The following is a 26,322-nucleotide window of genomic DNA, read 5'->3' as shown; positions in this document are numbered from 1 at the left end:
GCTGGCGACGTGCGCCCGCCGATATTGCCATCTGCTGCCCCCTAATAAATGTGTTCAGGCCAACGGGAAATTTTTGGTTTTTTGAATGAGATTTGCGATCGGCTTGCCGCAAAGGTCCTGCTGCCAAGGCCCTTGCGGCAAGGGCCGGGAGAGTCCCGGCCCAGTGTTTAAATCAGCTGCCTGATTTGAGGCGTGTCCAACTGCGTGTCATGACACGCTGTACGGAACTCGGCAGTACTTCAAAAGAAAACAGCTCGGTGCCTTCTTCTGGGTAAATGCCAGGGTTACTGAGAATTTCCGGATCGATGTACGGCTCAGCGGCTTTCACCGGGCTACCATACCAAACGTAGTTGGTGATATCGGCGGCCGGTTGCGGTTGCAGCACGTAATTAATGAAGGCATGAGCAGCTGCGGCGTTTCGTGAATCGGCCGGGATCACCATCATGTCAGCCCAGAGTGCCGCACCTTCGTGCGGAATGTAGTACTCGATCGACACATCGTTCTCTGCTTCTTCGGCGCGTGCCATAGCCTGGAAGACGTCACCGGACCAACCGATGGAGACACAGACGTCGCCATTCGCCAGATCGGTAATGTAACGCGAGCTGTGGAAGTACTGGATGTAAGGACGCACCGACTCCAAGCGCTTAGCTGCATCGGCAAAGTCGTCAGGGTCGTGGCTGTTCGGGTCCTTACCTTCGTATTTCAAAACCGCACGCAGCACTTCTTCCGGAGAGTCCAGCATGGTGATGCCACACTCAGCCAGCTTGGACGCATACTCAGGTTCAAACACCAGTGCCCAAGAACCGATCGGCGCATCGTCACCGAGAATTTCCTGAATTTTATCGACGTTGTAACCAATACCGGTTGTGCCCCACTGCCACGGAACACCGTATTCGTTACCTGGATCATAGGTTTCCAGCGTGGCCATCAATTCCGGATCCAGGTTGCTCCAGTTCGGAATCAGCGACTTATCCAGCTTTTGATAAGCACCAGCCTGAATCTGACGTGCCATGTAATCGGTGGTTGGCATCACCAGATCGTAACCGGACTGACCGGACAACACCTTGGCTTCCAGAACATCGTTGGAGTCGTAGACATCGTAGATAGTATTGATGCCGGTTTCGGCGGTGAAATTATCCAGGGTGTCTTCGGCGATGTAGTCGGACCAGTTGTAGATTCGAACCACTCGATCTTCGGCCAAGGCCGCGCTGGCCACTGATGCCGCAAGCGCGGTCAGGGCAACGGTTTTGCTCAATGTCTTCATTGTTGGGAACTCCCCTGCAGTATCATGATGCGGCCAACCCGGTATGGGTGTGCGGCCAATAGCGCCAATCATCGACCAATCAGTCGCTGCGCTAGAGCGCGGCGAGCGTATTATCCAATGCTCGCCGAGTCTTGGCGATAAGTTCGTCGATTTCAGCGCAAGTGATGACGAGCGGTGGCGACATCAACATCGTATCGCCGGTTGCGCGCAGGATGAGCCCTTCTTCGAGAGCCTTGTCCCGGCACAACGTGCCCGTCCGTCCTTCTTCAGCGTAACGACGCCGGCTGGCCTTGTCTTGCACCAACTCGACGGCGCCCAACATACCAACACCGCGTACTTCACCCACCAAAGGGTGATCCGCCAATGTCCGCAACTGTGATTGCATATAGGGGGCGGTGTCTGCACGAACCCGATCGATGACGCCTTCGGTTTGCAGAATCCGCAGATTTTCCAGAGCCACGGCCGCGCTGACCGGGTGCCCCGAATAGGTAAAACCGTGATGAAATTCGCCGCCGTGTTTCATAGTGTCGGCGATGTCGTCCGACATCATGACGCCGCCAATTGGCAAATAACCGGACGACAAACCTTTGGCAATCGGCATCAGGTCCGCTTTGATATCAAACGTCTCGCAGCCGAACCATTCGCCGGTGCGACCGAAGCCGCAGATCACTTCATCGGCCACCAATAAAATATTGTACTGACGCACGATGCGTTGAATTTCCGGCCAATAAGTGGCCGGTGGAATGATAATGCCGCCAGCGCCCTGTATCGGTTCGGCAATAAAAGCCGCAACGTTTTCAGGACCGAGTTCGAGAATTTTTTCTTCCAGCGCGCGAGCGGCGAGCAAGCCGAATTCGTCCGGCGTTAAATCACCGCCTTCGCCATACCAATACGGCTGACGAATATGCGCCACGCCGCTGATCGGCAAATCGCCCTGAGCATGCATCGGCTTCATGCCACCGAGACTGGCACCGGCAACGGTCGAGCCGTGATAGCCGTTGTGACGACCGATCAGAGTTTTCTTGGTCGGCTTGCCTTTGATGTCCCAGTAACGACGCACCAGACGAAAAACGGTGTCGTTCGCCTCGCTGCCGCTGTTGGTGAAAAAGGTGTGATTGATGTGCGATGGCGCTAACTCGGCCAGCTTGGCGGCCAGTTCCACCACCGGCGGTGTCGCCGTTTTGAAGAATAAATTGTAGTACGGTAATTCGGTCATTTGCCGGCGCGCGGCTTCCACCAGCTCCGCTCGGCCGTAGCCCAAATTGACGCACCACAGACCGGCAAAGGCGTCGAGATACGCCTTGCCGGTGCTGTCCCAAATGGTCGACCCTTGCGCCCGGGTGATGATGCGCGCGCCGTCTTTGGCGATGGCGCCGCTGTCACCGAACGGATGCAGATGATGATCGGCATCCTGCTGTTGCCAGTGGGCGGTGAGGTCGGACATCTGGGCTTGGGTCATGTGGCCTCCGAATCACACCGCCGACAACAGGAACTCGCGTTCCCAGGAACTGATGACGCGTTTGAAGCCTTCGTGCTCGGCCCAACGGGTGGCGATAAAACCGTCGACGAATTGCGCGCCCAAAATGTCCCGCACGGTGTCGTTTTCGGCCATCATTTCCAGCGCCGCTTCCAGGTTAAAAGGCACGTCGGGATCGGCTTCATCGGCGGTACGACCGGCAATGGGTTTGCGCGGTTTCAAATCTTCCATCATGCCCAGATAGCCGCATGCCAGGTTCGCAGCCATCGCCAGATAGGGGTTGGTGTCGGAACCGGGCAAACGGTTTTCCACACGGCGCGCTTCCGGCGGCGCGTTCGGTACGCGCAGACCGCAGGTGCGGTTTTCTTCGCCCCACTCGATGTTAACCGGCGCGTTGCCGTCGGCACCGGGCAGGTAGCGGCGGTACGAATTCACGTTGGGGGCGAACATCGGCATCATGTGCGGGATGTAGGTTTGCAAGCCAGCGATGTAATTCAGGAACCGTGGCGACGCCGAACCGTCTTTATTGGAGAACAAATTCTGGCCGGTTTTGATGTCGATCAGCGACTGATGAATGTGCATCGAACTGCCCGGTTCACCAGTGATCGGCTTCGCCATAAAGGTGGCGCCGATTTTGTGCTTCAACGCTGCTTCGCGCACGGTGCGTTTGAACACGAACACCTGATCGGCGAGTTTCATGGCTTCGCCGTGACGGAAATTAAATTCCATCTGGGCGGTGCCTTCTTCGTGAATCAGGGTATCGATGTCGAGTTCCATCGCTTCACACCAATCGTAGATATCGTCGATGATCGGATCGAACTCGTTGGCCGCGTCGATGGAGAACGACTGGCGGCCACTTTCCTTGCGACCGGAGCGGCCAATCGGCGGCTCCAGCGGTAAATCGGGATCGGTGCAGCGCTGGGTTAAATAGAACTCCACCTCCGGCGCGACAATCGGTCTCCAGCCCTGGTCTTCATACAGCGACAACACCTTGCGCAGTACCGCACGCGGCGACAGGTTGATCATATTGCCCATTGAATCGTAGCAATCGTGAATCACCTGAGCGGTCGGCTCTTCGGCCCAGGGCACCAAAAAGCAGGCGTTTTCGTCCGGACGCAACAGCATGTCGATGTCGGCGGGGTCGAGCAGGTTGTAGTAGGCGTCGTCGTCGGGGTAATCGCCGGTGGCGGTTTGCAACAGAACGCTTTCGGGCAGGCGGATACCGCCTTCATTGATGAACTTACTGGTGGGCTGAATCTTGCCGCGTGCGATGCCAGTCTGGTCCGGCGTGATGCACTCGATTTCGGTAATGCGATTGTCTTTCAGCCACTTAATCAGGTTTTCCATACATTTCCGCCGAGTTATCGCGGGAGTCGTCGGTTTTCACCGACAAACGGTTTTCACCGACAAACAATCCCGAGTCACCTGACGGCCTCAAGGGGTTTTTAGGGTCATGATCCGCCAGCCTCGGCAACGGCCGAATGAACGTGACGAATCGCTTCATTATAGGAGCGACTTCGCATTCAGACAGCCACAGATTCAAACGCCAAAAGCCAGGATCAAAAGCGGGGATGTTTATTATTTAAAACACCCACCCCGGCCATTCATGCCCATAAAACGGCAGGTTGTCAAATATTCTAATCACGCACTTGAGGTCTGAGCACAAATGGGGTTAGCTAGTTGCCATCCCATTCAATGTCGTTTTTGCCCGACCGCTCAAACGGGCTCGAAGGAGGCCCACGGTGACACATCCGCTGCTGCACACTCAAAGCTACATTCATGGCCGCTGGACCGACGCATCGGCCAACCGACGTTACACCGTTGTGAATCCCGCCACTGGCGAAACTCTGGCTGAGTTGGCCGATTGCAGCCCCAGCGACGCCGAATCCGCCATCGAAGCCGCACATTCAGCGCTGGCCGACTGGAAACAACACACCGCCAAAGCCCGCGCGCAAATCCTGCGCCGCTGGTTCGACCTGATCATGCAACACCAGGACAGCCTGGCCGAATTGATGACCTTGGAATGCGGCAAGCCGCTGGCGGAATCCAAAGGCGAGGTCGCCTACGGCGCATCCTTTATTGAGTGGTTCGCCGAAGAAGGCAAACGCGCCTACGGCGATGCCATTCCGACCCACGCGGCCGACAAACGCGTCTTCGCGATCAAACAACCGGTCGGCGTCTGCACCGCCATCACGCCGTGGAATTTCCCGCTCGCGATGATCACCCGCAAAGTTGGGCCGGCCTTGGCCGCTGGCTGCACCATGGTGGTGAAACCCGCCGAAGCGACGCCCTTTACTGCGCTCGCTTTGGCGCAACTGGGTGAAGAAGCCGGCTTGCCTGCTGGCGTGCTGAACATCGTCACCGCCAGTTCCGGCAAAGCCGTCGGCGAAGTGCTGAGCACGCACCCACTGGTGCGCAAAGTCAGCTTCACCGGCTCAACGCCCGTCGGCAAACAACTGATCAAACAAGCCGCCGACAGCGTGAAACGCGTATCGATGGAACTGGGCGGCAACGCACCTTTTATTGTTTTCGACGACGCCGATCTGGACGCCGCCATCGATGGCGCCATTGCCTCCAAATACCGCAACACCGGCCAGACCTGCGTCTGCGTCAATCGCTTTATTGTCCAAGAAGGCATCTACGATCAGTTCGCACAAAAGCTGGCCAAACGTTCCCAGCGATTAAAAGTCGGTAACGGCCTCGATGACGGCGTGCAACAAGGCCCGCTGATCAACGCTGCTGGCTTGGAAAAAGTCGAAACCCTGCTCAAAGACGCGACCGATAACGGTGCCAAAATTCTCACCGGCGGTCAGCGCCACAGCCTGGGCGGCAACTTCTTTGAACCGACGGTATTAACCGGCATCACGCCAGCGATGCGCATCAGCCAGGAAGAAATTTTTGGCCCGCTGGCGGCCATCACTCCCTTCAAAACTGAAGCCGACGCCATTCGCCTGGCGAACGACACGCCCTTTGGCCTGGCCGCCTATTTTTACAGCGGCAACCTGGCACGAATCTGGCGTGTTGCCGAGGCACTGGAGTACGGCATGGTCGGCATCAACGAAGGCTTGATCTCCACTGAGATCGCGCCGTTTGGTGGTGTGAAAGAATCTGGCCTGGGCCGCGAAGGCAGCCACTACGGCCTCGACGAATACCTGGAGATCAAGTATCTCTGCCTGGGCGGTCTGGATCGTTGACCGCCACCCCTACCGAGACAACATCATGGCCCACTCAGAAATTGCCACCTTCCTGGAACAGCACCCCGAGGTTTCGACCGTCGAGTTGCTGGTCAGTGACTTGAATGGCGTAATTCGCGGCAAGCGCATTGAAGTCGAACTGCTGGAAAAAGTTTTTACCGAAGGTTTCAGCCTGCCCGGTTCCGTGATGGCGCTGGACGCCACCGGCACCACCGTCGAAGAAACCGGCCTCGGCGCTGAAGACGGCGACCGCGACCGCCTCTGCCTGCCCATTCCCGGCTCACTGGCGCCGGTGCCCTGGCAAGGCGAAGACCGCGCCCAGGCGCTGTTCTCGATGTACGAAACCGACGGCGAAACGCCCTTCGCCATGGACCCGCGCCAGGTGTTGGTCGGTGCCATCGAACGCTTCAACCAACTGGGTTACACACCGGGCATCGCCGTCGAGCTGGAGTTTTATCTGATCGACACCGAACGCGACGCCAACGGCGGTTTGCAGCCGCCGGTCTCGCCCACCTCCGGTCGCCGCATGAGTTCCAAGCAGGTCTACTCGATGGACGACCTGGACGAGTACGACTTCTTTATCCGCGACGTCATCGACACCGCCCACGCCCAGAACATCCCGGCCGACACCGTGATCACCGAATACGCGCCCGGCCAGTTTGAGGTCAACCTGCACCACTGTGACGACCCGTTGCAAGCGGCCGACCACGCCGTACTTCTCAAACGCGTTATCGCCCAGGTCGCGCGCAAATGGGAAATGGAAGCGACCTTTATGGCCAAGCCCTACATCGAAGAAGCGGGCAGCGGCATGCACATTCACCTGAGCTTGATGGACGCCAGCGGCACCAACATCTTCGCCAGTGAAGACCCGGAACAGAACGACTATATGCGCTGGGCCATGGGCGGTTTGATTTCGATGGCCGACGGCGTGCAAGCGCTGCTGTGCCCGTCAATCAACTCCTTCCGCCGGCTGGCACCCGATGCCTTCGCACCGACGTCCAAAACCTGGGGTTACGACAACCGCACGCTGGCGCTGCGCATTCCCTCGGGCAGCGTCGAAGCCACCCGCGTTGAACACCGCTTCAGCGGCGCCGACGCCAACCCGTACCTGGCCGTCGCCGCTGTTTTAGCCGGCGTGACCGAAGGCTTGCAAAACCGCATCGAGCCACCGGAACCCGTCACCGGCAACGCCTACGACCAGGAACACCCGGTGATCGCCGACAACCCGCGCGACGCCCTGCGCGCCATGGACAAAGACCCGCGCGTCGACACCTGGTTCGGCGAAGACTTTGTCGACATGTACCGCATCTGCAAATGGTCCGAAGTGCGGCTGTTCGAACATCAGATTACGCCGTTGGAATATGAGCTGTTGTTGCCCTATGTTTGAGTGGACGGGAGACGCTTGACGGAAGACGGGAGACGCTGAAAAACCTCGCTCAATCAGTGTCATCCCATCCCGGCCTTGAGCCGGCTGGGCCGGCACACCGGATCTCCCCACAACCATCCAACGCAACAAAAAAACCACAAGACAGGGACAACAACCGGCCCTAAAATGCGCCGCCCTTTGGGCACTCAACCCATTGAAAACCGGAGAACATGCAGATGCGCCAGGTCACCGTAGCCGCCACCCAGATGAGCTGTGGTTGGGACGTCGACGCCAACATCGCCAAAGCGGACCAACTGGTGCGCCAGGCCGCGAACCAGGGTGCGCAAATCATCCTGATCCAGGAGTTGTTCGAGCGCTGCTATTTCTGCCAGAAACAGAAAGAAGCCTATCTGCACTTCGCCACACCGATGGCGGAAAACCCGGCCATTGCCCACTTCCAGAAAGTGGCGGCTGAACTGAAAGTGGTGTTGCCGATCAGCTTTTATGAGCGCGCCAACAACGCTTACTACAACACCGTCGCCATTATCGACGCCGATGGCAGTAACCTCGGCATCTACCGCAAAACGCACATTCCCGACGGCCCCGGTTACTCGGAAAAATTCTATTTCACGCCCGGCGATACCGGCTTCAAAGTCTGGGACACCGCTTACGCCCGCATCGGCGTTGGCATTTGCTGGGATCAGTGGTTCCCGGAAACCGCCCGTTCGATGGCATTGATGGGCGCCGAACTGCTGTTCTACCCGACCGCCATCGGCACCGAACCTCAAGACAGCAGCATCGATTCACGCGACCACTGGCAGCGCACCCAGCAGGGCCACGCTGCGGCTAACCTCGTGCCCTACATCGCCAGCAACCGCACCGGCGTAGAGACCGAAAGCGAACAGTCGATCACCTTCTACGGCTCGTCTTTTATTGCCAACGAACTGGGCGAGAAAGTCGCCGAATTCGGCCGCAAAGAAGAAGGGGTGTTAGTCCACACCTTCGATCTCGATCAAGTCGCCGCCACCCGCCACGCCTGGGGTGTATTCCGCGACCGCCGCCCGGATCTGTACGGCACATTGTTGACTAAAGATGGAGGCCGTTAAGGTGCCGTTTCCACTCGCCTCGACTCCGCGCGCCGACGGCTTTTTCATGCCGCCGGAATGGCACCCGCACCGCCAGACCTGGATGTTGTGGCCGGAGCGGCCGGACAACTGGCGCTACGGCGCCAAACCGGCGCAACGCGCCTACACCGCTGTGGCCGAAGCCATCGCCCGCTTTGAACCAGTCACTATGGGTGTGTCGGCCGACCAATACGAAAACGCCTGCGCCCGCCTGAGTGAAAAAATCCGCGTCGTGGAAATTTCCAGTAACGACGCCTGGGTGCGCGACACCGGCCCAACCTTCGTGATCGATGGCAAAGGTAACCAACGCGCCAACGACTGGGAATTTAACGCCTGGGGCGGCCTGACCGGCGGCCTCTATCAGCCGTGGAATCGCGACGACCAGGTGGCGCAGAAAATCTGCAACATGGAACGCATCGAACGCTACCGCACCGACGGTTTCGTGCTCGAAGGCGGCGCCATTCACGTCGACGGCGAAGGCACCTTATTAACCACCGAAGAGTGCCTGCTCAACGCCAACCGTAACCCACATTTGAGCCGCGCCGAGATCGAGCAAAAGCTGCGCGATCATCTGGGCATCGACACAGTTTTGTGGCTGCCCGAAGGCGTGTACAACGACGAGACCAACGGCCACATCGACAACATCGCCTGCTTTATCGAACCGGGCCACATCGTGCTCGCCTGGACCGATGACGAAAGCGATCCGCAATACCAACGCAGCCGCACAGCACTGGAATACCTGGAAAACCAACGCGACGCCCAGGGCCGCAAACTTAAAGTCACCAAACTGCCGATGCCGCAACCGCTGATTCAAACAGACGATGAAGCCGACGGCATCGACCAGGCCGCCAAAGCCTGGCCGCGTCGCGCCGGCGAACGCATGGCCGCCAGCTACGTGAATTTCCTGATCGTCAACGGCGGCATCATCCTGCCCGCCTTCGGCGATGCCATGGACGAGCGAGCGGCCAATATCCTGGCGGATTTGTGTCCGGGCCGAGAAATTGTGCCGGTAGCGAGTCGGGAAATTTTGCTCGGCGGCGGCAACATTCACTGCATTACGCAACAGCAACCGCTGGCATAATTTCCGCAGCGGTTTGTGCTACTGTTCTGGCCCTTATCCTGGGTAGTCACAACACCATGAACTTCGTCATCTGGTTACGCGATACCGCCCGCTTTTTTGGTCAGCACTGGATACGGCTATTCAGCATCACGCTGCTCATCAGCCTGATCACCCTGGTCGGCGCCGTGGCCGTGCTAGGGCTGGCCAGCGGCGGCGCAAACCCCCTCAACCTGGCGCGTTTGGTGCTGTGGGTTGGCGGCGTCTGGATGAGCACCGCCATCCTTTATTACATCCATACCGCCTCAGCGGGTAGCTCGGTATCGCCGCTATCGGCCATTCAGAAAAGCGCGGATCACTTTACCGCTGTGTTTGGCTACCAATTACTGCTGATCGCAACCGTAATCATCCTCGGGCTGATTGTCTGGCTGCCCATCGTGCTGAACGTTCCGAACCTTCCTGAACTGCCGTTCAACCTCAGTGTGTGCGCCATCCTGTTTTATTTCGGATCGCGACTGGTCGCGCTCGGGACGATTGATCTGGTGGTAAATAAAACGCCATTAAGGTCTGTTATTTTCTCGGCCTGGCGTTACAGCCGGGGCCGTGTCTGGACACTGCTTATTGCACATCTGGTTTTTTTCGCCGCGATAACGCTGGTGTTAATCACGCTACCGTTAGTGAGCCGCCAGCTTTTGCTGCAGGCGACATTGCTCGTACTGCTCATCCAACCCATCGTGGTTCTGTTCTATATTTTTGTGTTTCAAATTCATGCTCATCAACGATCTACCGCCCTGCTATCCGAGTAAAAATCGATGTCTAACGATTCCGCTTCTTTCAACATGGCCGATTACCTGCTCACCCCGCACGACGTTTATGCCTTTTTGAACGACGCGCTGCTGACCAGGGACATGAGTTTCATCGCCAATGCTTTTGGCATCGTGGCCGAATCCAAAGGTGTCGAGGCAATCGCTAAACACACCAACCTGAATTGTGCGCAGCGTTGCCTGGAAGTCAGTCAACAAAGTGAACCCAGCCTGGCCTTGGTTTTATCGGCACTGGAAGCGCTGCAAGCTAACCTGATCATCGATACGCATAGCCACTGAAACGCGCCGCCAGGCACGGACGTAAACGCACCCGCTGAGACTTCAATTGCCACACGGCTGTGATACTGTTTCGCCACCTCAACCGACAACGACGCTCATGCTGTATTCATTCCTCCGCGACACCCTGCGCTTTTTCGGCCACCACTGGATTCCGCTGACGGTAATTACCGCCGGCCTGGGGTTGGTGTTCGAATTGTTTGTCATGCTCAGTTGGTCGACCATCACCACCGAAAACGGTTTTCCCTGGGCCGCTTATTTATTGCAGTGGCTGGGCACGGTGTGGACATCGGCGGCGGTGATTCTGTATCTCGATCGTGCCTTGGCGGGCGAATATCTGGCGCCGGTTACTGCCTGGCGGCGGGCGCTGGTGTTTGTATTGCCGTTGGCGGGCCTGCAATTGCTGGTGACCTTGGGCATCAGCCTTGGTTTGGTGTTGCTGGTGGCACCGGGTATTTACATCGCCGTGAAACTGGCGCTGAGCAGTTTCTATCTGGTGCTGGATCGACAGCCCATATTTACCGCTTTGCAATCGTCCTGGCGCGGCAGCACCGGCTATGGTTGGACGCTGCTCGGCGGCTACCTGCTGTTTTACGGCGTTATCATGTTGCTGATGCAAATGATCACTTATGTGTTGGTGTCGGAAACCGACGGTTACGGAATGATGACGGTCTTTATTGGCGTGCTGTTCAAACCGCTGGCAGCGCTGGTGCAAATTTTCGGTTTCCGCGTCTATTCCGACAGCGGCCAATCAAGCTAACACCCCGGCCTGGCGCTGGCGCGCCGGGCAAAGAGTGCTAGAGTAAGCGACTTACACCGACCACCGTTCCCCAGTCGGTTCCGCCCGTTCGTTTTCTCCGTTTCGAGACTCGCAATGCGCTCTATTCTGCTGTCCATCACCGCGCTGTTTTTCGGCTTGTCGCTGTTGCTGATGGGCAACAGTTTGCTCAGTACGCTGTTGGTTATTCGCGGTGTCAGCGAAGGGTTTTCCGAACAGTTTCTTGGCTTGCTGTCGTCCAGTTATTACCTCGGCGCTTTGCTCGGCACCTGGTTCGCCGGTCGGTTGATTCGGCAGATGGGCCACATCCGCTGTTTCACTTTTTGTGCATCGCTGCTGGCCTGCGGCACCTTGCTGTATATGTTGCTGCTATCACCGACGGCCTGGTTGATCATCCGCTTGTTTACCGGCTTTGGCGTGTTCGTGATGTTCACCGTTATCGAAAGCTGGCTGAACGGCCAGACGCCGGACGAATACCGCAACCGCATTTTCTCGCTCTACATGGTGGTGCAGATGATCGCTGCGGCCATCGCCCAGCAGTTTCTGCACCTTGATAACGCCGAAGCGTTCACGCTCTTTGCCATCGCTGCGGTGTTGGCGTCGGCGGCGGTCATGCCTGTCTCCTGGACGCGCCTGCAACAACCGCACGTCGCGCTCGACATGCCGAAAATGGATTTGCCCCGGCTGATCGAATCGGCCCCGGTGGCGGTCACAGCGGTCATCATTTCCGGCCTGACGTTGGGTCCGTTCTGGGGGTTGTCGCCGTTGTTTGCCGCCAGCCTCGGTTACAGCGAAAGCCAGGTCGCTATCTTTATTTCACTGGCGGTATTGGGCGGCGCAGCCATTCAATATCCGGTCGGTCGGTTGTCCGATGTGATCGATCGACGGCTGGTGATTTTAGGCGTGCTGATGGCTACCGCAGCCGTCAGTACCGCCATGGTGTTTGCGGCCTATTGGTTACCGGAAAAACGGTGGTTGATGGTGATACTGGCGATGTTTTTTGTCGGACTGGCGCTGGCGGTGTACCCGATCGGTGTGGCGCATTTGGTCGATCACATTCACAAAGACCATCTGGTCGCCGGCTCCAGCGGTTTGCTGCTGTTGTACGGACTGGGCTCGTTCATCGGCCCGGCGTTGGCGGGCATCGGTTTGCAACGTCTCGGTGGTGAAGCCTTGCCCGGATTTTTCGCGCTGGTGTTGACGGTGTCAGTGCTCGTCGTGGCCTGGCAATTGCGGCAATCGCGTGTGGTGGAAAAGCCGACCGATTACGAAGGCCACTTCGTTGCCATGGTGCGCACGGGTCCGAACGTCTTGCCGTTACACCCGGATTCAGAAGAAGAACTGGCGCCGCCGGAAGACCGCCGCCAACGCCCGCGCAACGACAACCCCGACGGCCAACCCAACGACTAATCCTTGGGCTTCTTGCGGTAAGAATGTTCGAGCATGGCGCGCACCAAGTCGCGCCAGGTGAGAATGCCCAGCGGCACTCCGGTATCGTCCACTACCGGCACGCACGACAGGCCTTTGTCGTGCATCAATCGCACCGCATCAATAATCGGCGCATCGGGTGACACCGTCATCGGATCGCGCGTCATTAATATCTTGGCGCGCATAATCATGGTGTGGCTGTCGCGTATTTCTTCGTCACTTTTGCCAACGAAAGGGGACAGCGCCTTGAGCACATCACGGTCAGAAATAATGCCGATCAGTTTGCGGTGTTCAGTGACCAACACATGGTGAAAGTGGTGCACTTCGAACAGCTCCCGAATGCTCGCCAGGGTGTGTGCCGTGCCCACGGTCACCGGGTCTTTCGTCATGAAATCGCTGACGCTCATGCTACATCCTTCGTATCGGTTATTGCGTCCGCTGACGTGCCAGCCAGCGGTCCAATTGATTGGCGAACGCCTGACGATCACTCTGGCTGTACGCCGCCGGGCCGCCGGTTTGAATGCCGCTGCTGCGCATAGTGTCGAGGAAATCGCGTATGTTCAGCCGGCCTTTGATGTTGTCTTTGGTAAAGGCTTCGCCGCGCGGGCTGAGCGCCAACGCACCCGCATCGATCACTTCCGCCGCCAACGGAATATCGGCGGTAATCACCAGATCATTCGGCTGCACACGCTGCACAATTTCGTTATCGGCAACGTCGAAACCCGACGCCACCTGCACGCTGCGAATAACTTTAGAAGGCGGTGTCCGCATCGGCTGATTCGCCACCAACACCAGCTCGGTTTGGGTACGCTCAGCGGCGCGAAACAGAATTTCTTTAACCACGCCGGGGCAGGCGTCGGCATCGACCCAGATCGTCATGGGCAGTCTCACTCATCCAAAACGGCGCCAGCATAGCACGGCCGGAACCACTGGTTTAAAAGCCCGACAACAACACCATCTTGAGCCAGACTCATCCATTCATTTTAGCCGAGGAACCGCCATGAGCCGCCATTTCGAAACCGCCGCCGGTCTGAACGAAGACCGCGACCCCGCCACTCACGATTTCGTTTTTAACCAGACCATGCTGCGCATCAAAGACCCGCAAATCAGCCTGGATTTCTACACCCGGGTCATGGGCATGACGCTGGTGAAAAAACTCGATTTCGATGCGATGAATTTCTCGCTGTATTTTCTCGCCGCGATCAAACCGGATGAACTGAGCGATTGGTCCAGCGACGCCAAAACGCGCACCGCCCAAACTTTCGGCCGCCCGGCCATGCTGGAACTGACCCACAACTGGGGCACCGAAACCGACGCCGATTTCCACTACCACAACGGCAACGACAAACCCCAAGGCTTCGGCCACATCGGTTTCGCGGTACCCGATTTAGACGCCGCCTGCGCCCGCTTCGATGAACTGGGCGTGCAATACGTCAAACGCCCGGAAGACGGCAAGATGAACGACCTCGCCTTTATCAAAGACCCGGACGGCTACTGGATTGAAATCTTCGCACCAGAACGCATCGCCCGGGCGTTTTGATCGCTTAAATCCCCAACTTATCCCGCAAGCCATAATACAGTGCGCCCGCCGCCGTATAGGGCGCGCGCAGCATACGGCCGCCGGGGAATGGGAAGTGTTTTAGCGCGGCAAACGCATCGAAGCGTTCGGCCTGGCCGCGCAGCGCTTCGGCGATGAGTTTGCCGGCCAGATGCGTGGTGGTGACCCCGTGGCCGCTGTAACCCTGGGCGTAATAGATGTTGTCGCCGATGCGGCCGAATTGCGGTAAGCGGCTCATGGTGAGCAGGAAATCGCCGCCCCAGGCGTAGTCGAATTTCACGCCTTTGAGTTGCGGGAATGTGCTTTCCAGATGCGGCCGCAGGAAGTTTTCAATGGAGCGTGGGTCGCCGCCGCCGTAGGTGACGCCGCCGCCGTAGAGCAATCGGAAATCGCCGGTGATGCGGTAATAATCCAGTTTGTAATTGCAGTCTTCGACGCACTGCAATTGCGGAATTAATTCACGCGCTTTTTCTTCGCCCAATACTTCGGTGGTAACGATTTGTGTGCCGCACGGCATCGATTTCGCTGCCAGTTCCGGTACCAAATTACCCAGGTAAGCATTGCCCGCGACCATGACGAATTTGGCCGTCACCCGGCCGTGTTCGGTGTGCACCACCGGTTGTTCGCCACGGTCGATGCGGACGACTTTGGAGTCTTCAAAAATCAAACCGCCGTGGCTTTCAATCGCTGCCGCTTCACCCAGCGCCAGGTTCAACGGATGGATGTGGCCGCCGCGTTTGTCGAGCAAGCCGCCGATGTATTTATCGGAATGCAGATAATTACCCAGCGCCGCGTCATCGAGCAGTTGCATGTCGTCGTGGCCGTAGCGTGCCCACAACGCTTGTTGTTCGCTCAGTTCGTGCATCTGGCGTTTATTAAAGGCGACGAATAAACCACCGGGTTTGTAGTCGCAGTTGATGTGATATTGGGCGATGCGCTGACGAATGATGTCGGCGCCTTCGAACGCCATCGAGCCGAGCATGGCTGCCATGTCGTGGCCGTAATTGCGTTCAATCACGTCGATGTCGCGGCTGTAGCTGTTTACCAACTGGCCACCGTTACGGCCGCTGGCGCCAAAGCCGATACGCGCGGCTTCCAGCACCACCACTTTGAAACCAGCCTCGGCTAAATGCAGCGCCGTTGATAAGCCGGTAAACCCCGCGCCAATCACACACACATCGGCGTCTATCGATTCCGTTAACGCCGGACGGTCCGGTACGGCGTTGGCCGTGGCGGCGTAATAAGAGCCCGTGTGTTCCATGCGAGTTGTCATCGTGCACATTCTCCAGCGGATTTATTCCAACGTTGGCATCACAAATTCGGCGCCCAGATCGCCGTCCGGCCAGCGCGCGGTTACGGCTTTGCGTTTGGTGTAGAAACGCACGCCTTCCATGCCGTGAACGTGGTTGCTGCCAAACAAGGAACGCTTCCAGCCACCGAACGCATGGAACGCCATCGGCACCGGAATCGGCACGTTAACGCCGACCATGCCGACTTGAATATCGCGCACAAACTGACGTGCCACACCGCCGCTGCGCGTATAAATCGACGTGCCGTTGCCGAATTCGTGTGCGTTGATCAGTTTCACCGCGCTGACGTAATCCGGCACGCGCACCACGCACAACACCGGGCCGAAAATTTCTTCGCGGTAGATGGTCATGTCGGCCGTCACCTTGTCGAACAAACAGCCGCCGATAAAGTAACCACTGTCATGGCCGGCGACTTTTAAACCGCGACCATCGACCACCAAGTCCGCACCTTCGGCCACACCGGCATCGACATAACCCGTCACTTTTTGCAGATGCGCAGCGCTGACCAACGGCCCCATATCGAGGCCTTTTTCTGCGCCGTTGCCGATTTTTAATTCGCGCGTTTTAGCCGCCAGTTTTGCCACCAGTTCGTCAGCAATATCGCCAACCGCGACGGCCACGGAAATTGCCATGCAGCGTTCACCGGCCGAGCCATAGGCAGCACCCATCAGTGCGTTCACTGCGCCATCGAGATCGGCATCGGGCATGACAACTAAATGGTTTTTCGCGCCGCCCAACGCCTGAACGCGTTTGCCGTGTTCGCTGGCGGTACGATAGATGTATTCAGCAATCGGCGTCGAACCGACAAAGCTCACCGCTTGCACGTGCGGGTTCACCAACAGTTCGTCGACGGCTTCTTTATCGCCGTTAACGACGTTGAACACGCCGTCCGGCAAGCCGGCTTCCTTCAGCCAATCGGCGACCAACAAGGCCGCACTCGGGTCTTTTTCCGACGGCTTCATCACGAAGGTATTGCCGCAGGCGATGGCGACCGGCCACATCCACATTGGCACCATGGCCGGGAAGTTGAACGGCGAAATACCGGCGACGACACCCAACGGCTGATTCAGCGACCAGGCATCAACACCACGGCCAACCTGCTCGGTGATTTCGCCTTTCAACAGATGCGGAATGCCGCAGGCGAATTCGACCACTTCCATGCCGCGAATCACTTCGCCGCGGGCGTCTTCAAACACCTTGCCGTGCTCAGCGCTGATCACCCGCGCCAAATCATCCAGGCGTTCGTCGAGCAGCATTTTGAAGCGAAACAAAATGCGCGCCCGGTTCAGCGGCGAGGTTTCCATCCAGTCCGGTAACGCTTTTCGCGCGGCCTCTACGGCTTGCTGCACTTCGGTTTTTGATGCCAGCGAAACCTGAGCGGTTTGCTCGCCCAAAGCCGGGTTAAACACCGGGCCCTGGCGCTCGGAGGCTTTGGTGTGTTGGCCGCCGATAAAGTGATTGATCTGTTGCATACGATTTCCCCGTGTCTTTTTTCGCTCAATCAGCCAACGGTTTTGATGGCGGTGCGCAGTGCGCTGACGATTTGGTCGATCTGGTCTTCGCTGATGATCAGCGGCGGCGACAGCGCGATGGTGTCGGCGGTGCAACGCACCAGCACATTGCCCTGCCAGTAGCAGTGGTGGAAAACGTCGTAACCGCGTGCGCCGACGGCGCCTTCACGCGGGTGCAATTCAATGCCTCCGACCAAGCCGATGTTGCGGATGTCTTTCACCACATCCAGATCGCTCAGGCTGTGCAGGGCATCCTGGAACCGCACTTCCAATTCCAGCGCGCGCTGGAACAAACCTTCGGCTTCGTAGATGTCGAGCGTTGCCAAACCGGCAGCGGCAGCAACCGGGTGGCCGGAATAGGTGTAGCCGTGGAACAGTTCGATGGTCGCATCGGAACCGTTCATAAAGGCATCGTGAATGAAGTCGGCGGCGAACACCGCGCCCATCGGCACCGAGCCGTTGGTCAGGCCTTTGGCGGTGGTCATCAGATCGGGCGTGACGCCAAAACGGTTGGCGGCGAAGGCTTCGCCAATGCGACCAAAGCCGGTGATGACTTCATCGAAAATCAACAGAATGCCGTGTTGCTGCGTCAGCTCGCGCAACCGTTTCAGGTAACCGACCGGCGGCAGAACAACACCGGCAGAACCGGCAACCGGCTCAACGATGACAGCGGCGATGGTGTCGGCGCCGTACAAATCGATCATGCGTTGCAGGTCTTCCGCCAGATCAACCCCGGCTTCCGGCAGACCGCGACTGAACGCATTTTCCGCCAACAGCGTGTGGCGCAGATGCGACACATTGGGCAAGCCCGAGCCAAAGGCGCGCTTGTTGTTGACCAACCCGCCGACGGAAATGCCGCCGAAGCCGACGCCGTGGTAACCCTTTTCGCGACCGATCAAACGCGTGCGCTGGCCGTCGCCTTTGGCGCGATGGTAAGCAAGCGCCATCTTCAAGGCGGTATCGACCGACTCGGAACCGGAGTTGGTGAAAAAGACTTTGTTCAGCCCGTCGGGCGTGTACTGAATCAAACGCTCGGCCAGCTCAAACGGCGCCGGGTGGCCCATCTGAAACGTCGGGCCGTAATCGAGCGTGCTGATTTGTCGGTACACCGCATCGGAAATGTTTTTGCGGCCATGACCGGCGTTCACGCACCACAGACCGGCGGTGCCGTCGAGCAGCGACCGACCATCGTCGGTGGTGTAGTGCATGCCTTCGGCCGCCACCAACAATCGCGGTTCGGCCTTGAACTGACGGTTGGCGGTAAAGGGCATCCAAAAGGCATCGGTTTTAACGGACATGGCGGACCTCGCAAGTTCACTCGGGCAACGCTGTGCACTCTCCCAGGCGCACCGACTGAGCAACGGCGGCGGCCAACACAACGTTTGTTATTTTGAACAACCGCGCCAGTGTATGCCAAAGACTGACCCCAGCCAACCACCGAAATCTATGACTTTTTTCGTCTTATCATCGGGCTTTCAGCGGCATTATCCGACTCTCAACAAGCGTTCAATATATTGAAAGTTGCCGACCCGGTGGAGTAAGGTTGCGGCATCCAAATCACCGCCCGAGGCCGCCATGACCACCACCCACACTCTCGAACACTGGACCCAAGCGGCCGCTGCATTGAAACCCGAAGGCCGCGCCTTTATCGACGGCGCTTATTGCGACGCCCAATCCGAAGAAACCTTTGAATCGCGCAGTCCGATCGACAACCGCCTGCTGGTCAACGTCGCCGCTTGCAACACCGCCGATGCCGACCGCGCCGTGGCCGCCGCGCGCCGCGCCTTCAACCGCGGCGACTGGTCCACACTGGCACCGGCCAAACGCAAAGCCGTCATGCTGCGTTTTGCCGCTCTGATTAAAGAACACGGCGACGAACTGGCGCTGCTGGAAACACTCGACATGGGCAAACCGATTGGCGATTCGCTGGCGGTCGACATCCCCGCCACGGTGCGCGCCATTCAATGGTCGGCCGAAGCCATCGACAAGCTGTACGACGAAATCGCCCCGACTGCGCACGACGAACTCGGCCTGGTGACGCGTGAACCGGTTGGCGTGGTGTCCGCCATCGTGCCGTGGAATTTTCCGCTGATCATGGCGAGCTGGAAAATCGGCCCGGCACTGGCGATGGGCAATTCGGTAATCTTGAAACCGTCGGAAAAATCGCCGCTGAGCGCGATTCGCTTGGCCGCACTCGCCACCGAAGCCGGCATTCCCAACGGCGTGTTCAACGTGCTGCCCGGCTTCGGCCACACCGTCGGCAAGGCGCTGGCACTGCACATGGACGTCGATACGCTGGTGTTCACCGGCTCCACCGGCGTCGCCAAACAACTGATGATTTATTCCGGCGAATCCAACTTAAAACGCATCTGGAGTGAGGCCGGCGGCAAGTCACCGAACGTCGTCTTTGCCGACGCACCGGACCTGGACGCCGCCGCTGCCGCTGCCGCCGAAGGCATCTGCTACAACCAGGGCGAAGTCTGCACCGCCGGATCGCGCTTGTTGGTCGAAGCCAGCATCGCCGACGCATTTATGGATAAAGTGCGCGCCGCCGTCGCGACCTGGAAACCGGGCAACCCGCTGGACCCGGCCACCAAAGTTGGCGCCATTGTCGATGGCGCTCAGTTGCAACGCGTACAAAGTTACATCGACGCCGGCCGCGAAGGCGGCGCTCGGTTAACTGTGGGTGGCGAACGCCTCAACGCCGTCGATGGCGGCTTCTTTGTGCAACCGACGGTGTTCGAAGATGTGACCGCCAAAATGCGCATCGCCCAGGAAGAAATCTTCGGCCCGGTGCTCTCGGTAATTCGCTTTGAAGACGAAGCCGACGCACTGCGCATCGCCAACGACACCGACTACGGTCTGGCGGCAGCGGTCTGGACAGCCAACCTGAGCCGCGCCCACCGCTTCGCCAAAGGCCTGCGCGCCGGTTCGATCTGGGTCAATCAGTGGGATGCGGGCGACATGACTGCGCCGTTCGGCGGCTACAAACAGTCCGGCAACGGCCGCGATAAATCGCTGCATGCGTTTGATAAGTACTCAGAAATTAAGGCGACCTGGATCAAGATTTGATGGTGGGAGACGCTGGGCGGGAGACGGGAGACGGGAGACGGGAGACGCTGATTAGCATGGTGCTCTTGGCGTCTCCCATAATTTCCATCAAACCCAATCCTTCATCCGGAAATACAACATCCCCAACGCCAGCAATGGCGAGCGGAAACGTGGGCCGCCGGGGAAGGTGAGGTGTTTGACCTTTTCCAGTACGTTCAGGCGCTCGCTGTCGCCGTGCATGCTTTCGGCGATCACGCGGGCGGCGAGGTGGGTGACGTTCACGCCGTGGCCGGAATAGGCCTGGGCGTAATAGATGTTGGGTTTCAAGCGGCCGATCTGTGGGAAGCGGTTAGCGCCGATGCCGATCATGCCGCCCCATTGGTAGTCGATGTGGATGTCGCGCAACGCTGGAAACACCCGGTCCAGGTGCGGTTTCAGCGCCGCTTCGATGGAGCGCGGGTCGCGGCCGGAGTAGTTGCACAAGCCACCGAACAACAGGCGGTTGTCGGCCGACAGCCGGTAATAGTCGAGCGCCACGTTCATATCGCAGACGGCGTGGCGGCCCGGCAGAATTTGTCTGGCGGTGGCCTCGTCCAGCGGTTCGGTGGCAATCACGTAACTGCCCGCTGGCAACACCTTGCCCGCCAACGTTTTATTCAGGCCGCTCACGTAGGCATTGCCACACAACACCAGCCGGTCGGCCACCACCTGGCCGGCCTCGGTTTTCACCAGCACCGGCTCGCCTTCCACGATGTCGAGCACGGCGCTGCGTTCAAAAATTCGCACACCCAGGTCGGCCGCCGCTCTCGCTTCGCCGGTCACCAGATTCAGCGGATGCACATGCCCGCTGCCCGAATCGACCAAGGCACCCAGGTAACGATTTGAACCGACCACTTCGCCGAGCCGTTCCGGCGGCAGCAATTCAAATTGATGGCCGATGTCGGTGTTTTGCAGCTCGTCGAAATGGCTCTGCAATTCGGCCCAGTGGCGCGGCCGGTTGGCTAAATCGGCAAAGCCCCAGCGTATATCGCAGTCGATGTTGTAGCGCTCAATGCGCTGGGTAACGATGTCCACCGCTTCGTTGCCCATGGCTTCAACCGCCGCCACACCGGCGTCGCCCAGCGTTTTGCGAAACGGCTCCAGGCCATGACCAATGCCGCGAATCAACTGGCCGCCGTTGCGACCGGATGCGCCCCAGCCGATGCGATGCGCTTCCAGCAACACCACGCTGTAACCGCGTTCGGCCAATTCCAGCGCCGTGTTCACGCCACCAAAACCGCCGCCAACAACGCAGACATCGGCACGAATCGATTCCGTCAGTTGGGGGTAACGCTGGTCGTAGCGGGCGGTGGCGGCGTAATAGGAGACCGGATGATCCGGGCCGTGCGTGCGGGGGTTCAACGTCGTGGTCATGAAAATATCTGTTAATTATAATGGCCGAATGTTTGGTATTTTTGACATAGCCCAGCGCCCTTTGCAAGCCGCCGAATCCGGCGCGACAGCAGCCTTGCAAGCAAGCAACGCTTGGCGTTTGATAGGCTGTAAAAAATAATGAAACCCCTCGGAGGGACGCACTCTTGGATGTAGGCGAACGGCTCAAGTCGATCCGTGAACAGCACGGACTGTCGCAACGTGAACTGGCAAAACGCGCCGGTGTCACCAACAGCACCATTTCCATGATCGAAAAAAACAGCGTCAGCCCCAGCGTCAGTTCGCTGAAAAAAGTGCTGCAAGGGTTCCCCATGTCGCTGGTAGAGTTTTTCGCCGAAGACAGCGATACCGAATCCACCCAGCCGGTGGTGTACAGCCCCGACGATCTGCTCGATTTATCGGTCAACGACGTACAGCTGAAACTGGTCGGCCGCGCCTTCGGCAAACGCGCCCTGGCGTTCATGATTGAAACCTACGAACCCGGCGCCGACACCGGCGCCGACCTCTACGTGCACGACGGCGAAGAAGCCGGCCTGGTGATGCGCGGCGCGTTCGAGCTGACCGTCGGCAGCGAGGTCTACAAGCTGAGCAAAGGCGACAGCTACTATTTCGACTCCACCCGCCCGCACCGCTTCCGCAACCCTTACGACGAACCCTGTCAGATTATTTCGGCGACAACACCGGCCAATTTTTAACATCACATCCAGCGCAACTTTCGTTGCGTATGGATGGTCTAAACTGATCTCACCGTCAGGCCACAGCGGAGTGCATCATGATCATTCATCGCTGGACGTTGGCCGCCTGCCTGGCACTGTTCATCAGCAGCGCGGCCGCCGATCAATACAACGCCCGTCTCGACCCCCTGTTCGAGCGACTGCAAAACGCGCCCGACGCGCTCAGCTCGTCGCTGATCGAACAACAAATCTGGCGCGCCTGGAGCGAAGCGCCGAACGAAGCCGCCGGCCAATTAATGCGTCGCGGCACCGCCGCCATGAACGCCGGACAACTGGAAACGGCGCTGAGCAATTTCGACGAACTGATTGCCGCCGAACCGGAATTCGCCGAAGCCTGGAACAAACGCGCCACCGTGCACTACCTGCTCGGCAACTATCAGCAATCGATCGCCGACATCGACCACACCCTGGCACTGGAACCCCGGCACTTTGGTGCGCTGTCGGGCCTGGGTGCCATCTTCGCGCAACTGGAACAACCCCAGGCCGCCATCCGCGCCTTTGAAGCCGTGCTGGTGCTGTACCCGCAATCGAACAGCAGCAAGCGCAACATCGAACGGCTCGAACAAAGTCTGCAAGGCCGAACGCTGTAACCTGCCACTCGACGCCCGGCCATCCTGGGCGTCACAATGCGCGCTCTGCGTTGCCCATCCACCGCGATAGGAGACTGTGCATGAGCGCCATTGAACACCACCCCGACGAACAACGTTTTGTCTTAGCCGTGAACAACGAACTCGCCTACCTGGCGTACCGCCTCGACGGCAACGACATCACCTTCACCTCCACCTTTGTACCCAACAGCGGCCGTGGTCAGGGCATTGCCCGACAACTGGTCGACACCGGCCTCGGCTGGGCGCGGGCACAGCAATACGCCATCCACGCCACCTGCTCTTACGTGGAAGCCGTACTGGCACGCGGCGGCTGAGCCATTCCACATCCTTGGTGAAATTCTTTGAACCCGGGCATCAATTTCCTTCGCTTTGATCGCCCAAACCGCCGGTCATACTGGGTGGTGTCTAGGAACCATCCTGTTCAAATTCTTTCATCGAGGAAACTGAAATGACCAAAGTATTAGTTCTGTATTACTCCATGTACGGCCACATGGAAGCCATGGCTAACGCCGTTGCTGAAGGCGCCAAGAGCGCGGGCAACGTTGAAGTCACCATCAAGCGTGTACCGGAAACCATGAGTGCCGAAGCCCTGGCCGCCAGCGGCGCCAAGGTCGATTTCGATCACCCGGCCGCCACCGTTGACGAACTGGCCGATTACGACGCCATCGTCTTCGGCAGCCCGACCCGCTTTGGCAACATGACCGGCCAGATGCGCACCTTCCTCGACCAGACCGGCGGCCTGTGGGCACAAGGCAAACTGATCGGCAAAGTGGGTTCCGTCTTCACCTCCACCGGCACCCAGCACGGCGGCCAGGAAACCACCATCACCTCCTTCCACACCACCTTGTTGCACCACGGCATGGTTATCGTTGGCGTGCCTTACAGCTGCCCGGGCCTGACCTACATGGACGACATCACCGGCGGCAGCCCCTATGGCGCAGCCACTCTGGCTGGCGGTGACGGCAGCCGTATGCCGAGCGAAAACGAGCTCGACATCGCCCGTTTCCAAGGCAAGCACGTGGCTGAAATTGCCAAGAAACAAGCCGCCTGAGCGGTATCGATTTAACGCCCCCTGCGACGCGGATGACCCCTGTTCCGTCGCAGGCTTCAGCGCCTCGACCCCGCCTTTGAGCGGGGTTTTTTATGTTTCAAAAGCGCACCGCATTGCCGATGAAATGGCGCGCAACGACCTGCTATTTCAACGCCAAACCCCGCCCCGCCCAACTATTTGCAAAAAACCCCTCGAAATCGCGAAAAAATAACGATTGTTAAAACACTTACTCAAACGGTCGTAGGTGATGATCGCCTGGTGATTGGGCGCAGCGGTAACCGCTCGCCCAGCGCATTCAATTTTCCAGGGAGAAAAACACTATGGACTACACCAAAAACACCCCCCCAAGCTGGAGCCTGGCGCTGCTGATCAGCAGCGTCCTGCTGGCCGCCTGCGACCCGGCGCCTTCAACGCCCACTTCAGAACCCACACCAGAACCCATATCAGGCCCCTTGGGTGTGCTGAATCTAAACTTCGAACAAACCAAGCAGTTTGTGTTTGATTGGAGCCCAGTGCCCAACGCCACTCACTACGTGCTGGAAGAAAACCCCGATGGCGAATCCGACTATCAAGTGGTTGCCAACAACATTGCCGCCGACCTCACCCAATACCGCCACACCGTTCCGCTCTATCAGCGCACCCGGGCGCACTACCGTTTGTTGGCTTGCCTGCCGGACCAAAGCGAATGCCCGTTGGTGGGTGAAACCCAAGTCTCGGTGAACAACGTCGCCCAGTTGGTGAACAGCGTCGGTTACTTCAAAGGCTTTGCACTGAAAAGCGGCACGCTTGCAGATAACGAAGCGCAGCTGACAATCGTCGGCAACGCCATCGCGCTCAGTGAGGATGGCACTACCTTGGCAGTGGGAGCTAAATATATGGATACGATCAAACTGGATGACGCGGGAGAGCCGGCTTATATCACTGATGCTGGTGCTGTATTTGTTTACCGCCGAAATGACAACGGACAATGGCTGGAAGACCAGCAACTGCAAGCGGTTTTGCCGCATGTCCGTGACCACTTTGGTAGCTCGCTCAGCCTGAGCGCCGATGGAAAAACGTTGGCGGTGGGAATGGAAGACGAAGAGAACGACCAAACGGGCCTTACAATGAACCCAATGGCAGCAAAACTGGGTTACAGCGTCACCCGCGACCATTCCTTTGCCTCCGGCGCCGCCTACCTTTTTACCCGCAACGACACAGACACCGCCTCCCCCTGGCACGCCACGGCCTATATCAAAGACGAAGCGCTGCAAGTGGACGAGAATTTCGGCGTGTCCGTCAGCCTAAGTGCCGATGGAACAGTTCTGGCGGTAGGGGCAGATCAAGGAGGAACGGCAATTGGAGATGCGGAAGTCGCCCAGCAGCGAATCGGCAACGGCGCGGTCAACCTTTACCGGTTGGAAGACAGTGCAGATGTCGGCGCCAATCCTACTTGGCAATTTGTTCAGACTGTTCAGTCCAACAATGCCCAGAGAGACGCGTTCGGCAGATCCGTCAGCCTGGATGCCAACGGTACCCTGTTGGCAGTAGGAGCCCCTAGAGAGGCCGATAGTAATGGTGCCGTCCATTTATTTATTCGAACGAATGCGGACGTTAACCCCTGGCAATTCCAACAGCGCTTCCAAGCCAGTAACGCCAGAGAAGGAGCCCTCTTTTCCTTTGGAGACGCCATCAGCCTGAGCGCCGATGGTCAAACCTTGGCGGTGGGTGCCCAAAATGAAAGCGGCAACGCCTGTGTCATCTGCCAGGGTGATTCACAACCCACCCAGCAAAGCGGCAAGTTGTACAGTTCTGGCGCCGTCTACATCTTTACTCGTACCGATACCGAGCGCACCAGTATTTGGCAACAACAAGCTTATCTGAAAGCTCCCAACGCTGATGTCGGCGACCACTTCGGCACCTCCGTCGGTTTGAACCGGGATGGTTCGCATTTGGTCGTAGGAGCACTGCAAGAAGACAGCCCCGCCACAGGATTGCAAGGCGACACCGGCAACGACACAGAAATTGCTGAGGATACCGGCGCTGCCTATTACTACCACCGCAGCGGTAACACTTGGCTCAGCCCGGTCTACCTGAAAGCCAACACTTACGACGACTGGTTTATGAATTTCGGCGGAGCCGTCGCTATCAGCGGCGACGGCGAGACCCTTGCCGTGGGTGCGCATGCCGAATCAAGCACAGTCACTGGAATCAATAGAAAACAATCGGATGAAGTCGATCCATCCGATGAAACAGTTTTCCACTTCGGCGCGGTCTACCTCTACTAACCCTCAGACCTAC

General features: G+C 58.4%; 24 protein-coding genes. 15 read left to right on the top strand and 9 right to left on the bottom strand.

Annotated features, from left to right (window positions below; genetic code table 11):
- Positions 1-172: 172 nt before the first annotated feature.
- The 3 genes from DW349_RS02460 to DW349_RS02450 form a co-directional block, all read right to left on the bottom strand.
- Entirely contained in the window at positions 173-1,264 is a 1,092-nt protein-coding gene (locus DW349_RS02460; protein ID WP_108127220.1) for a polyamine ABC transporter substrate-binding protein, read from the bottom strand.
- 91 nt (positions 1,265-1,355) lie between these two features.
- A complete protein-coding gene (locus DW349_RS02455; RefSeq protein ID WP_232819383.1) occupies positions 1,356-2,723 on the bottom strand; it encodes an aspartate aminotransferase family protein in 1,368 nt (455 codons plus the stop codon).
- Between the two features lie 12 nt (positions 2,724-2,735).
- Positions 2,736-4,088 carry a glutamine synthetase family protein gene (locus tag DW349_RS02450; protein ID WP_108127222.1) on the bottom strand — a complete coding sequence of 451 codons (1,353 nt, stop codon included), beginning with the start codon at positions 4,086-4,088 and terminating at the stop codon, positions 2,736-2,738.
- 395 nt (positions 4,089-4,483) lie between these two features.
- Here DW349_RS02450 and DW349_RS02445 point away from each other — a divergent pair, with 395 nt between their 5' ends.
- The 8 genes from DW349_RS02445 (at position 4,484) to DW349_RS02410 (ending at position 12,770) form a co-directional block, all read left to right on the top strand.
- Entirely contained in the window at positions 4,484-5,935 is a 1,452-nt protein-coding gene (locus DW349_RS02445; RefSeq protein ID WP_108127224.1) for an NAD-dependent succinate-semialdehyde dehydrogenase, read from the top strand.
- Positions 5,936-5,960: 25 nt separating this feature from the next.
- Entirely contained in the window at positions 5,961-7,322 is a 1,362-nt protein-coding gene (locus DW349_RS02440) for a glutamine synthetase family protein (RefSeq protein ID WP_108127227.1), read from the top strand.
- Positions 7,323-7,537: 215 nt separating this feature from the next.
- Entirely contained in the window at positions 7,538-8,407 is an 870-nt protein-coding gene (gene aguB / locus DW349_RS02435; RefSeq protein WP_108127229.1) for an N-carbamoylputrescine amidase, read from the top strand.
- A gap of 1 nt (position 8,408) precedes the next feature.
- The gene (aguA, locus tag DW349_RS02430; protein ID WP_269801854.1) at positions 8,409-9,506 is read left to right on the top strand and encodes an agmatine deiminase; all 1,098 of its coding nucleotides are present in this window, start codon (positions 8,409-8,411) and stop codon (positions 9,504-9,506) included.
- A gap of 56 nt (positions 9,507-9,562) precedes the next feature.
- On the top strand, positions 9,563-10,288 hold the full coding sequence (locus DW349_RS02425; RefSeq protein ID WP_108127233.1) for a hypothetical protein: 726 nt from the start codon (positions 9,563-9,565) through the stop codon (positions 10,286-10,288).
- A gap of 6 nt (positions 10,289-10,294) precedes the next feature.
- Positions 10,295-10,585 carry a helix-turn-helix domain-containing transcriptional regulator gene (locus DW349_RS02420; RefSeq protein WP_108127235.1) on the top strand — a complete coding sequence of 97 codons (291 nt, stop codon included), beginning with the start codon at positions 10,295-10,297 and terminating at the stop codon, positions 10,583-10,585.
- Positions 10,586-10,682: 97 nt separating this feature from the next.
- Positions 10,683-11,342 carry a YciC family protein gene (locus tag DW349_RS02415; protein ID WP_108127237.1) on the top strand — a complete coding sequence of 220 codons (660 nt, stop codon included), beginning with the start codon at positions 10,683-10,685 and terminating at the stop codon, positions 11,340-11,342.
- 114 nt (positions 11,343-11,456) lie between these two features.
- Positions 11,457-12,770 carry an MFS transporter gene (locus tag DW349_RS02410; RefSeq protein ID WP_108127239.1) on the top strand — a complete coding sequence of 438 codons (1,314 nt, stop codon included), beginning with the start codon at positions 11,457-11,459 and terminating at the stop codon, positions 12,768-12,770.
- Here the strand turns inward: DW349_RS02410 and DW349_RS02405 are convergent.
- Positions 12,767-13,195: a CBS domain-containing protein gene (locus DW349_RS02405; protein ID WP_108127241.1), complete on the bottom strand. Its 429-nt coding sequence runs from the start codon at positions 13,193-13,195 to the stop codon at positions 12,767-12,769. The genes DW349_RS02410 and DW349_RS02405 overlap by 4 nt on opposite strands.
- A 19-nt stretch (positions 13,196-13,214) precedes the next feature.
- Entirely contained in the window at positions 13,215-13,667 is a 453-nt protein-coding gene (locus DW349_RS02400) for a YaiI/YqxD family protein (protein ID WP_108127243.1), read from the bottom strand.
- A 121-nt stretch (positions 13,668-13,788) separates the two neighbouring features.
- Between DW349_RS02400 and gloA the strand changes: the two genes are divergently transcribed.
- Positions 13,789-14,328 carry a lactoylglutathione lyase gene (gene gloA / locus DW349_RS02395; RefSeq protein ID WP_108127245.1) on the top strand — a complete coding sequence of 180 codons (540 nt, stop codon included), beginning with the start codon at positions 13,789-13,791 and terminating at the stop codon, positions 14,326-14,328.
- Between the two features lie 4 nt (positions 14,329-14,332).
- Here gloA and DW349_RS02390 read toward each other — a convergent pair whose 3' ends face one another.
- From DW349_RS02390 to aptA, 3 genes are read right to left on the bottom strand one after another with little or no spacing between them, the layout of a single operon-like run.
- Entirely contained in the window at positions 14,333-15,619 is a 1,287-nt protein-coding gene (locus DW349_RS02390) for an NAD(P)/FAD-dependent oxidoreductase (RefSeq protein ID WP_198650570.1), read from the bottom strand.
- Between the two features lie 21 nt (positions 15,620-15,640).
- The gene (locus DW349_RS02385; protein ID WP_108127249.1) at positions 15,641-17,128 is read right to left on the bottom strand and encodes a CoA-acylating methylmalonate-semialdehyde dehydrogenase; all 1,488 of its coding nucleotides are present in this window, start codon (positions 17,126-17,128) and stop codon (positions 15,641-15,643) included.
- Between the two features lie 29 nt (positions 17,129-17,157).
- Positions 17,158-18,465 (bottom strand): omega-aminotransferase AptA, encoded by a 1,308-nt coding sequence (gene aptA / locus DW349_RS02380; protein ID WP_108127251.1) that lies wholly within the window; start codon positions 18,463-18,465, stop codon positions 17,158-17,160.
- A gap of 277 nt (positions 18,466-18,742) precedes the next feature.
- Here aptA and DW349_RS02375 point away from each other — a divergent pair, with 277 nt between their 5' ends.
- Entirely contained in the window at positions 18,743-20,239 is a 1,497-nt protein-coding gene (locus tag DW349_RS02375) for an aldehyde dehydrogenase (RefSeq protein ID WP_108127253.1), read from the top strand.
- Between the two features lie 87 nt (positions 20,240-20,326).
- On the opposite strand, the gene DW349_RS02370 is transcribed toward DW349_RS02375, so the two are convergent.
- On the bottom strand, positions 20,327-21,631 hold the full coding sequence (locus DW349_RS02370) for an NAD(P)/FAD-dependent oxidoreductase (protein WP_108127255.1): 1,305 nt from the start codon (positions 21,629-21,631) through the stop codon (positions 20,327-20,329).
- A 164-nt stretch (positions 21,632-21,795) separates the two neighbouring features.
- Between DW349_RS02370 and DW349_RS02365 the strand changes: the two genes are divergently transcribed.
- The 5 genes from DW349_RS02365 (at position 21,796) to DW349_RS02345 (ending at position 26,309) form a co-directional block, all read left to right on the top strand.
- On the top strand, positions 21,796-22,344 hold the full coding sequence (locus tag DW349_RS02365; RefSeq protein ID WP_108127257.1) for a cupin domain-containing protein: 549 nt from the start codon (positions 21,796-21,798) through the stop codon (positions 22,342-22,344).
- Between the two features lie 77 nt (positions 22,345-22,421).
- On the top strand, positions 22,422-22,973 hold the full coding sequence (locus DW349_RS02360) for a tetratricopeptide repeat protein (RefSeq protein WP_108127259.1): 552 nt from the start codon (positions 22,422-22,424) through the stop codon (positions 22,971-22,973).
- Positions 22,974-23,053: 80 nt separating this feature from the next.
- On the top strand, positions 23,054-23,305 hold the full coding sequence (locus DW349_RS02355) for a GNAT family N-acetyltransferase (protein ID WP_108127261.1): 252 nt from the start codon (positions 23,054-23,056) through the stop codon (positions 23,303-23,305).
- A 134-nt stretch (positions 23,306-23,439) separates the two neighbouring features.
- A complete protein-coding gene (wrbA, locus tag DW349_RS02350) occupies positions 23,440-24,042 on the top strand; it encodes an NAD(P)H:quinone oxidoreductase (protein WP_108127263.1) in 603 nt (200 codons plus the stop codon).
- Positions 24,043-24,362: 320 nt separating this feature from the next.
- Positions 24,363-26,309, top strand: coding sequence for a hypothetical protein (locus tag DW349_RS02345; RefSeq protein WP_108127265.1), 1,947 nt, complete (start codon positions 24,363-24,365; stop codon positions 26,307-26,309).
- Positions 26,310-26,322 lie beyond the last annotated feature (13 nt).

The sequence above is a fragment of the Saccharospirillum mangrovi genome (assembly GCF_003367315.1).
Classification (GTDB): Bacteria; Pseudomonadota; Gammaproteobacteria; order Pseudomonadales; family Natronospirillaceae; genus Saccharospirillum; species Saccharospirillum mangrovi.
This window is presented reverse-complemented; position numbering and strand designations above follow the sequence as displayed.

What these genes read in the sequence shown, in the direction of transcription:
- DW349_RS02460 (WP_108127220.1), bottom strand. Translation starts at nt 1,264, where the DNA reads ATGAAGACATTGAGCAAAACCGTTGCCCTGACCGCGCTTGCGGCATCA.
- DW349_RS02455 (WP_232819383.1), bottom strand. Translation starts at nt 2,723, where the DNA reads ATGACCCAAGCCCAGATGTCCGACCTCACCGCCCACTGGCAACAGCAG.
- DW349_RS02450 (WP_108127222.1), bottom strand. Translation starts at nt 4,088, where the DNA reads ATGGAAAACCTGATTAAGTGGCTGAAAGACAATCGCATTACCGAAATC.
- DW349_RS02440 (WP_108127227.1), top strand. Translation starts at nt 5,961, where the DNA reads ATGGCCCACTCAGAAATTGCCACCTTCCTGGAACAGCACCCCGAGGTT.
- aguB (WP_108127229.1), top strand. Translation starts at nt 7,538, where the DNA reads ATGCGCCAGGTCACCGTAGCCGCCACCCAGATGAGCTGTGGTTGGGAC.
- DW349_RS02425 (WP_108127233.1), top strand. Translation starts at nt 9,563, where the DNA reads ATGAACTTCGTCATCTGGTTACGCGATACCGCCCGCTTTTTTGGTCAG.
- DW349_RS02420 (WP_108127235.1), top strand. Translation starts at nt 10,295, where the DNA reads ATGTCTAACGATTCCGCTTCTTTCAACATGGCCGATTACCTGCTCACC.
- DW349_RS02415 (WP_108127237.1), top strand. Translation starts at nt 10,683, where the DNA reads ATGCTGTATTCATTCCTCCGCGACACCCTGCGCTTTTTCGGCCACCAC.
- DW349_RS02410 (WP_108127239.1), top strand. Translation starts at nt 11,457, where the DNA reads ATGCGCTCTATTCTGCTGTCCATCACCGCGCTGTTTTTCGGCTTGTCG.
- DW349_RS02405 (WP_108127241.1), bottom strand. Translation starts at nt 13,195, where the DNA reads ATGAGCGTCAGCGATTTCATGACGAAAGACCCGGTGACCGTGGGCACG.
- DW349_RS02400 (WP_108127243.1), bottom strand. Translation starts at nt 13,667, where the DNA reads ATGACGATCTGGGTCGATGCCGACGCCTGCCCCGGCGTGGTTAAAGAA.
- gloA (WP_108127245.1), top strand. Translation starts at nt 13,789, where the DNA reads ATGAGCCGCCATTTCGAAACCGCCGCCGGTCTGAACGAAGACCGCGAC.
- DW349_RS02390 (WP_198650570.1), bottom strand. Translation starts at nt 15,619, where the DNA reads ATGACAACTCGCATGGAACACACGGGCTCTTATTACGCCGCCACGGCC.
- DW349_RS02385 (WP_108127249.1), bottom strand. Translation starts at nt 17,128, where the DNA reads ATGCAACAGATCAATCACTTTATCGGCGGCCAACACACCAAAGCCTCC.
- aptA (WP_108127251.1), bottom strand. Translation starts at nt 18,465, where the DNA reads ATGTCCGTTAAAACCGATGCCTTTTGGATGCCCTTTACCGCCAACCGT.
- DW349_RS02375 (WP_108127253.1), top strand. Translation starts at nt 18,743, where the DNA reads ATGACCACCACCCACACTCTCGAACACTGGACCCAAGCGGCCGCTGCA.
- DW349_RS02370 (WP_108127255.1), bottom strand. Translation starts at nt 21,631, where the DNA reads ATGACCACGACGTTGAACCCCCGCACGCACGGCCCGGATCATCCGGTC.
- DW349_RS02360 (WP_108127259.1), top strand. Translation starts at nt 22,422, where the DNA reads ATGATCATTCATCGCTGGACGTTGGCCGCCTGCCTGGCACTGTTCATC.
- DW349_RS02355 (WP_108127261.1), top strand. Translation starts at nt 23,054, where the DNA reads ATGAGCGCCATTGAACACCACCCCGACGAACAACGTTTTGTCTTAGCC.
- wrbA (WP_108127263.1), top strand. Translation starts at nt 23,440, where the DNA reads ATGACCAAAGTATTAGTTCTGTATTACTCCATGTACGGCCACATGGAA.
- DW349_RS02345 (WP_108127265.1), top strand. Translation starts at nt 24,363, where the DNA reads ATGGACTACACCAAAAACACCCCCCCAAGCTGGAGCCTGGCGCTGCTG.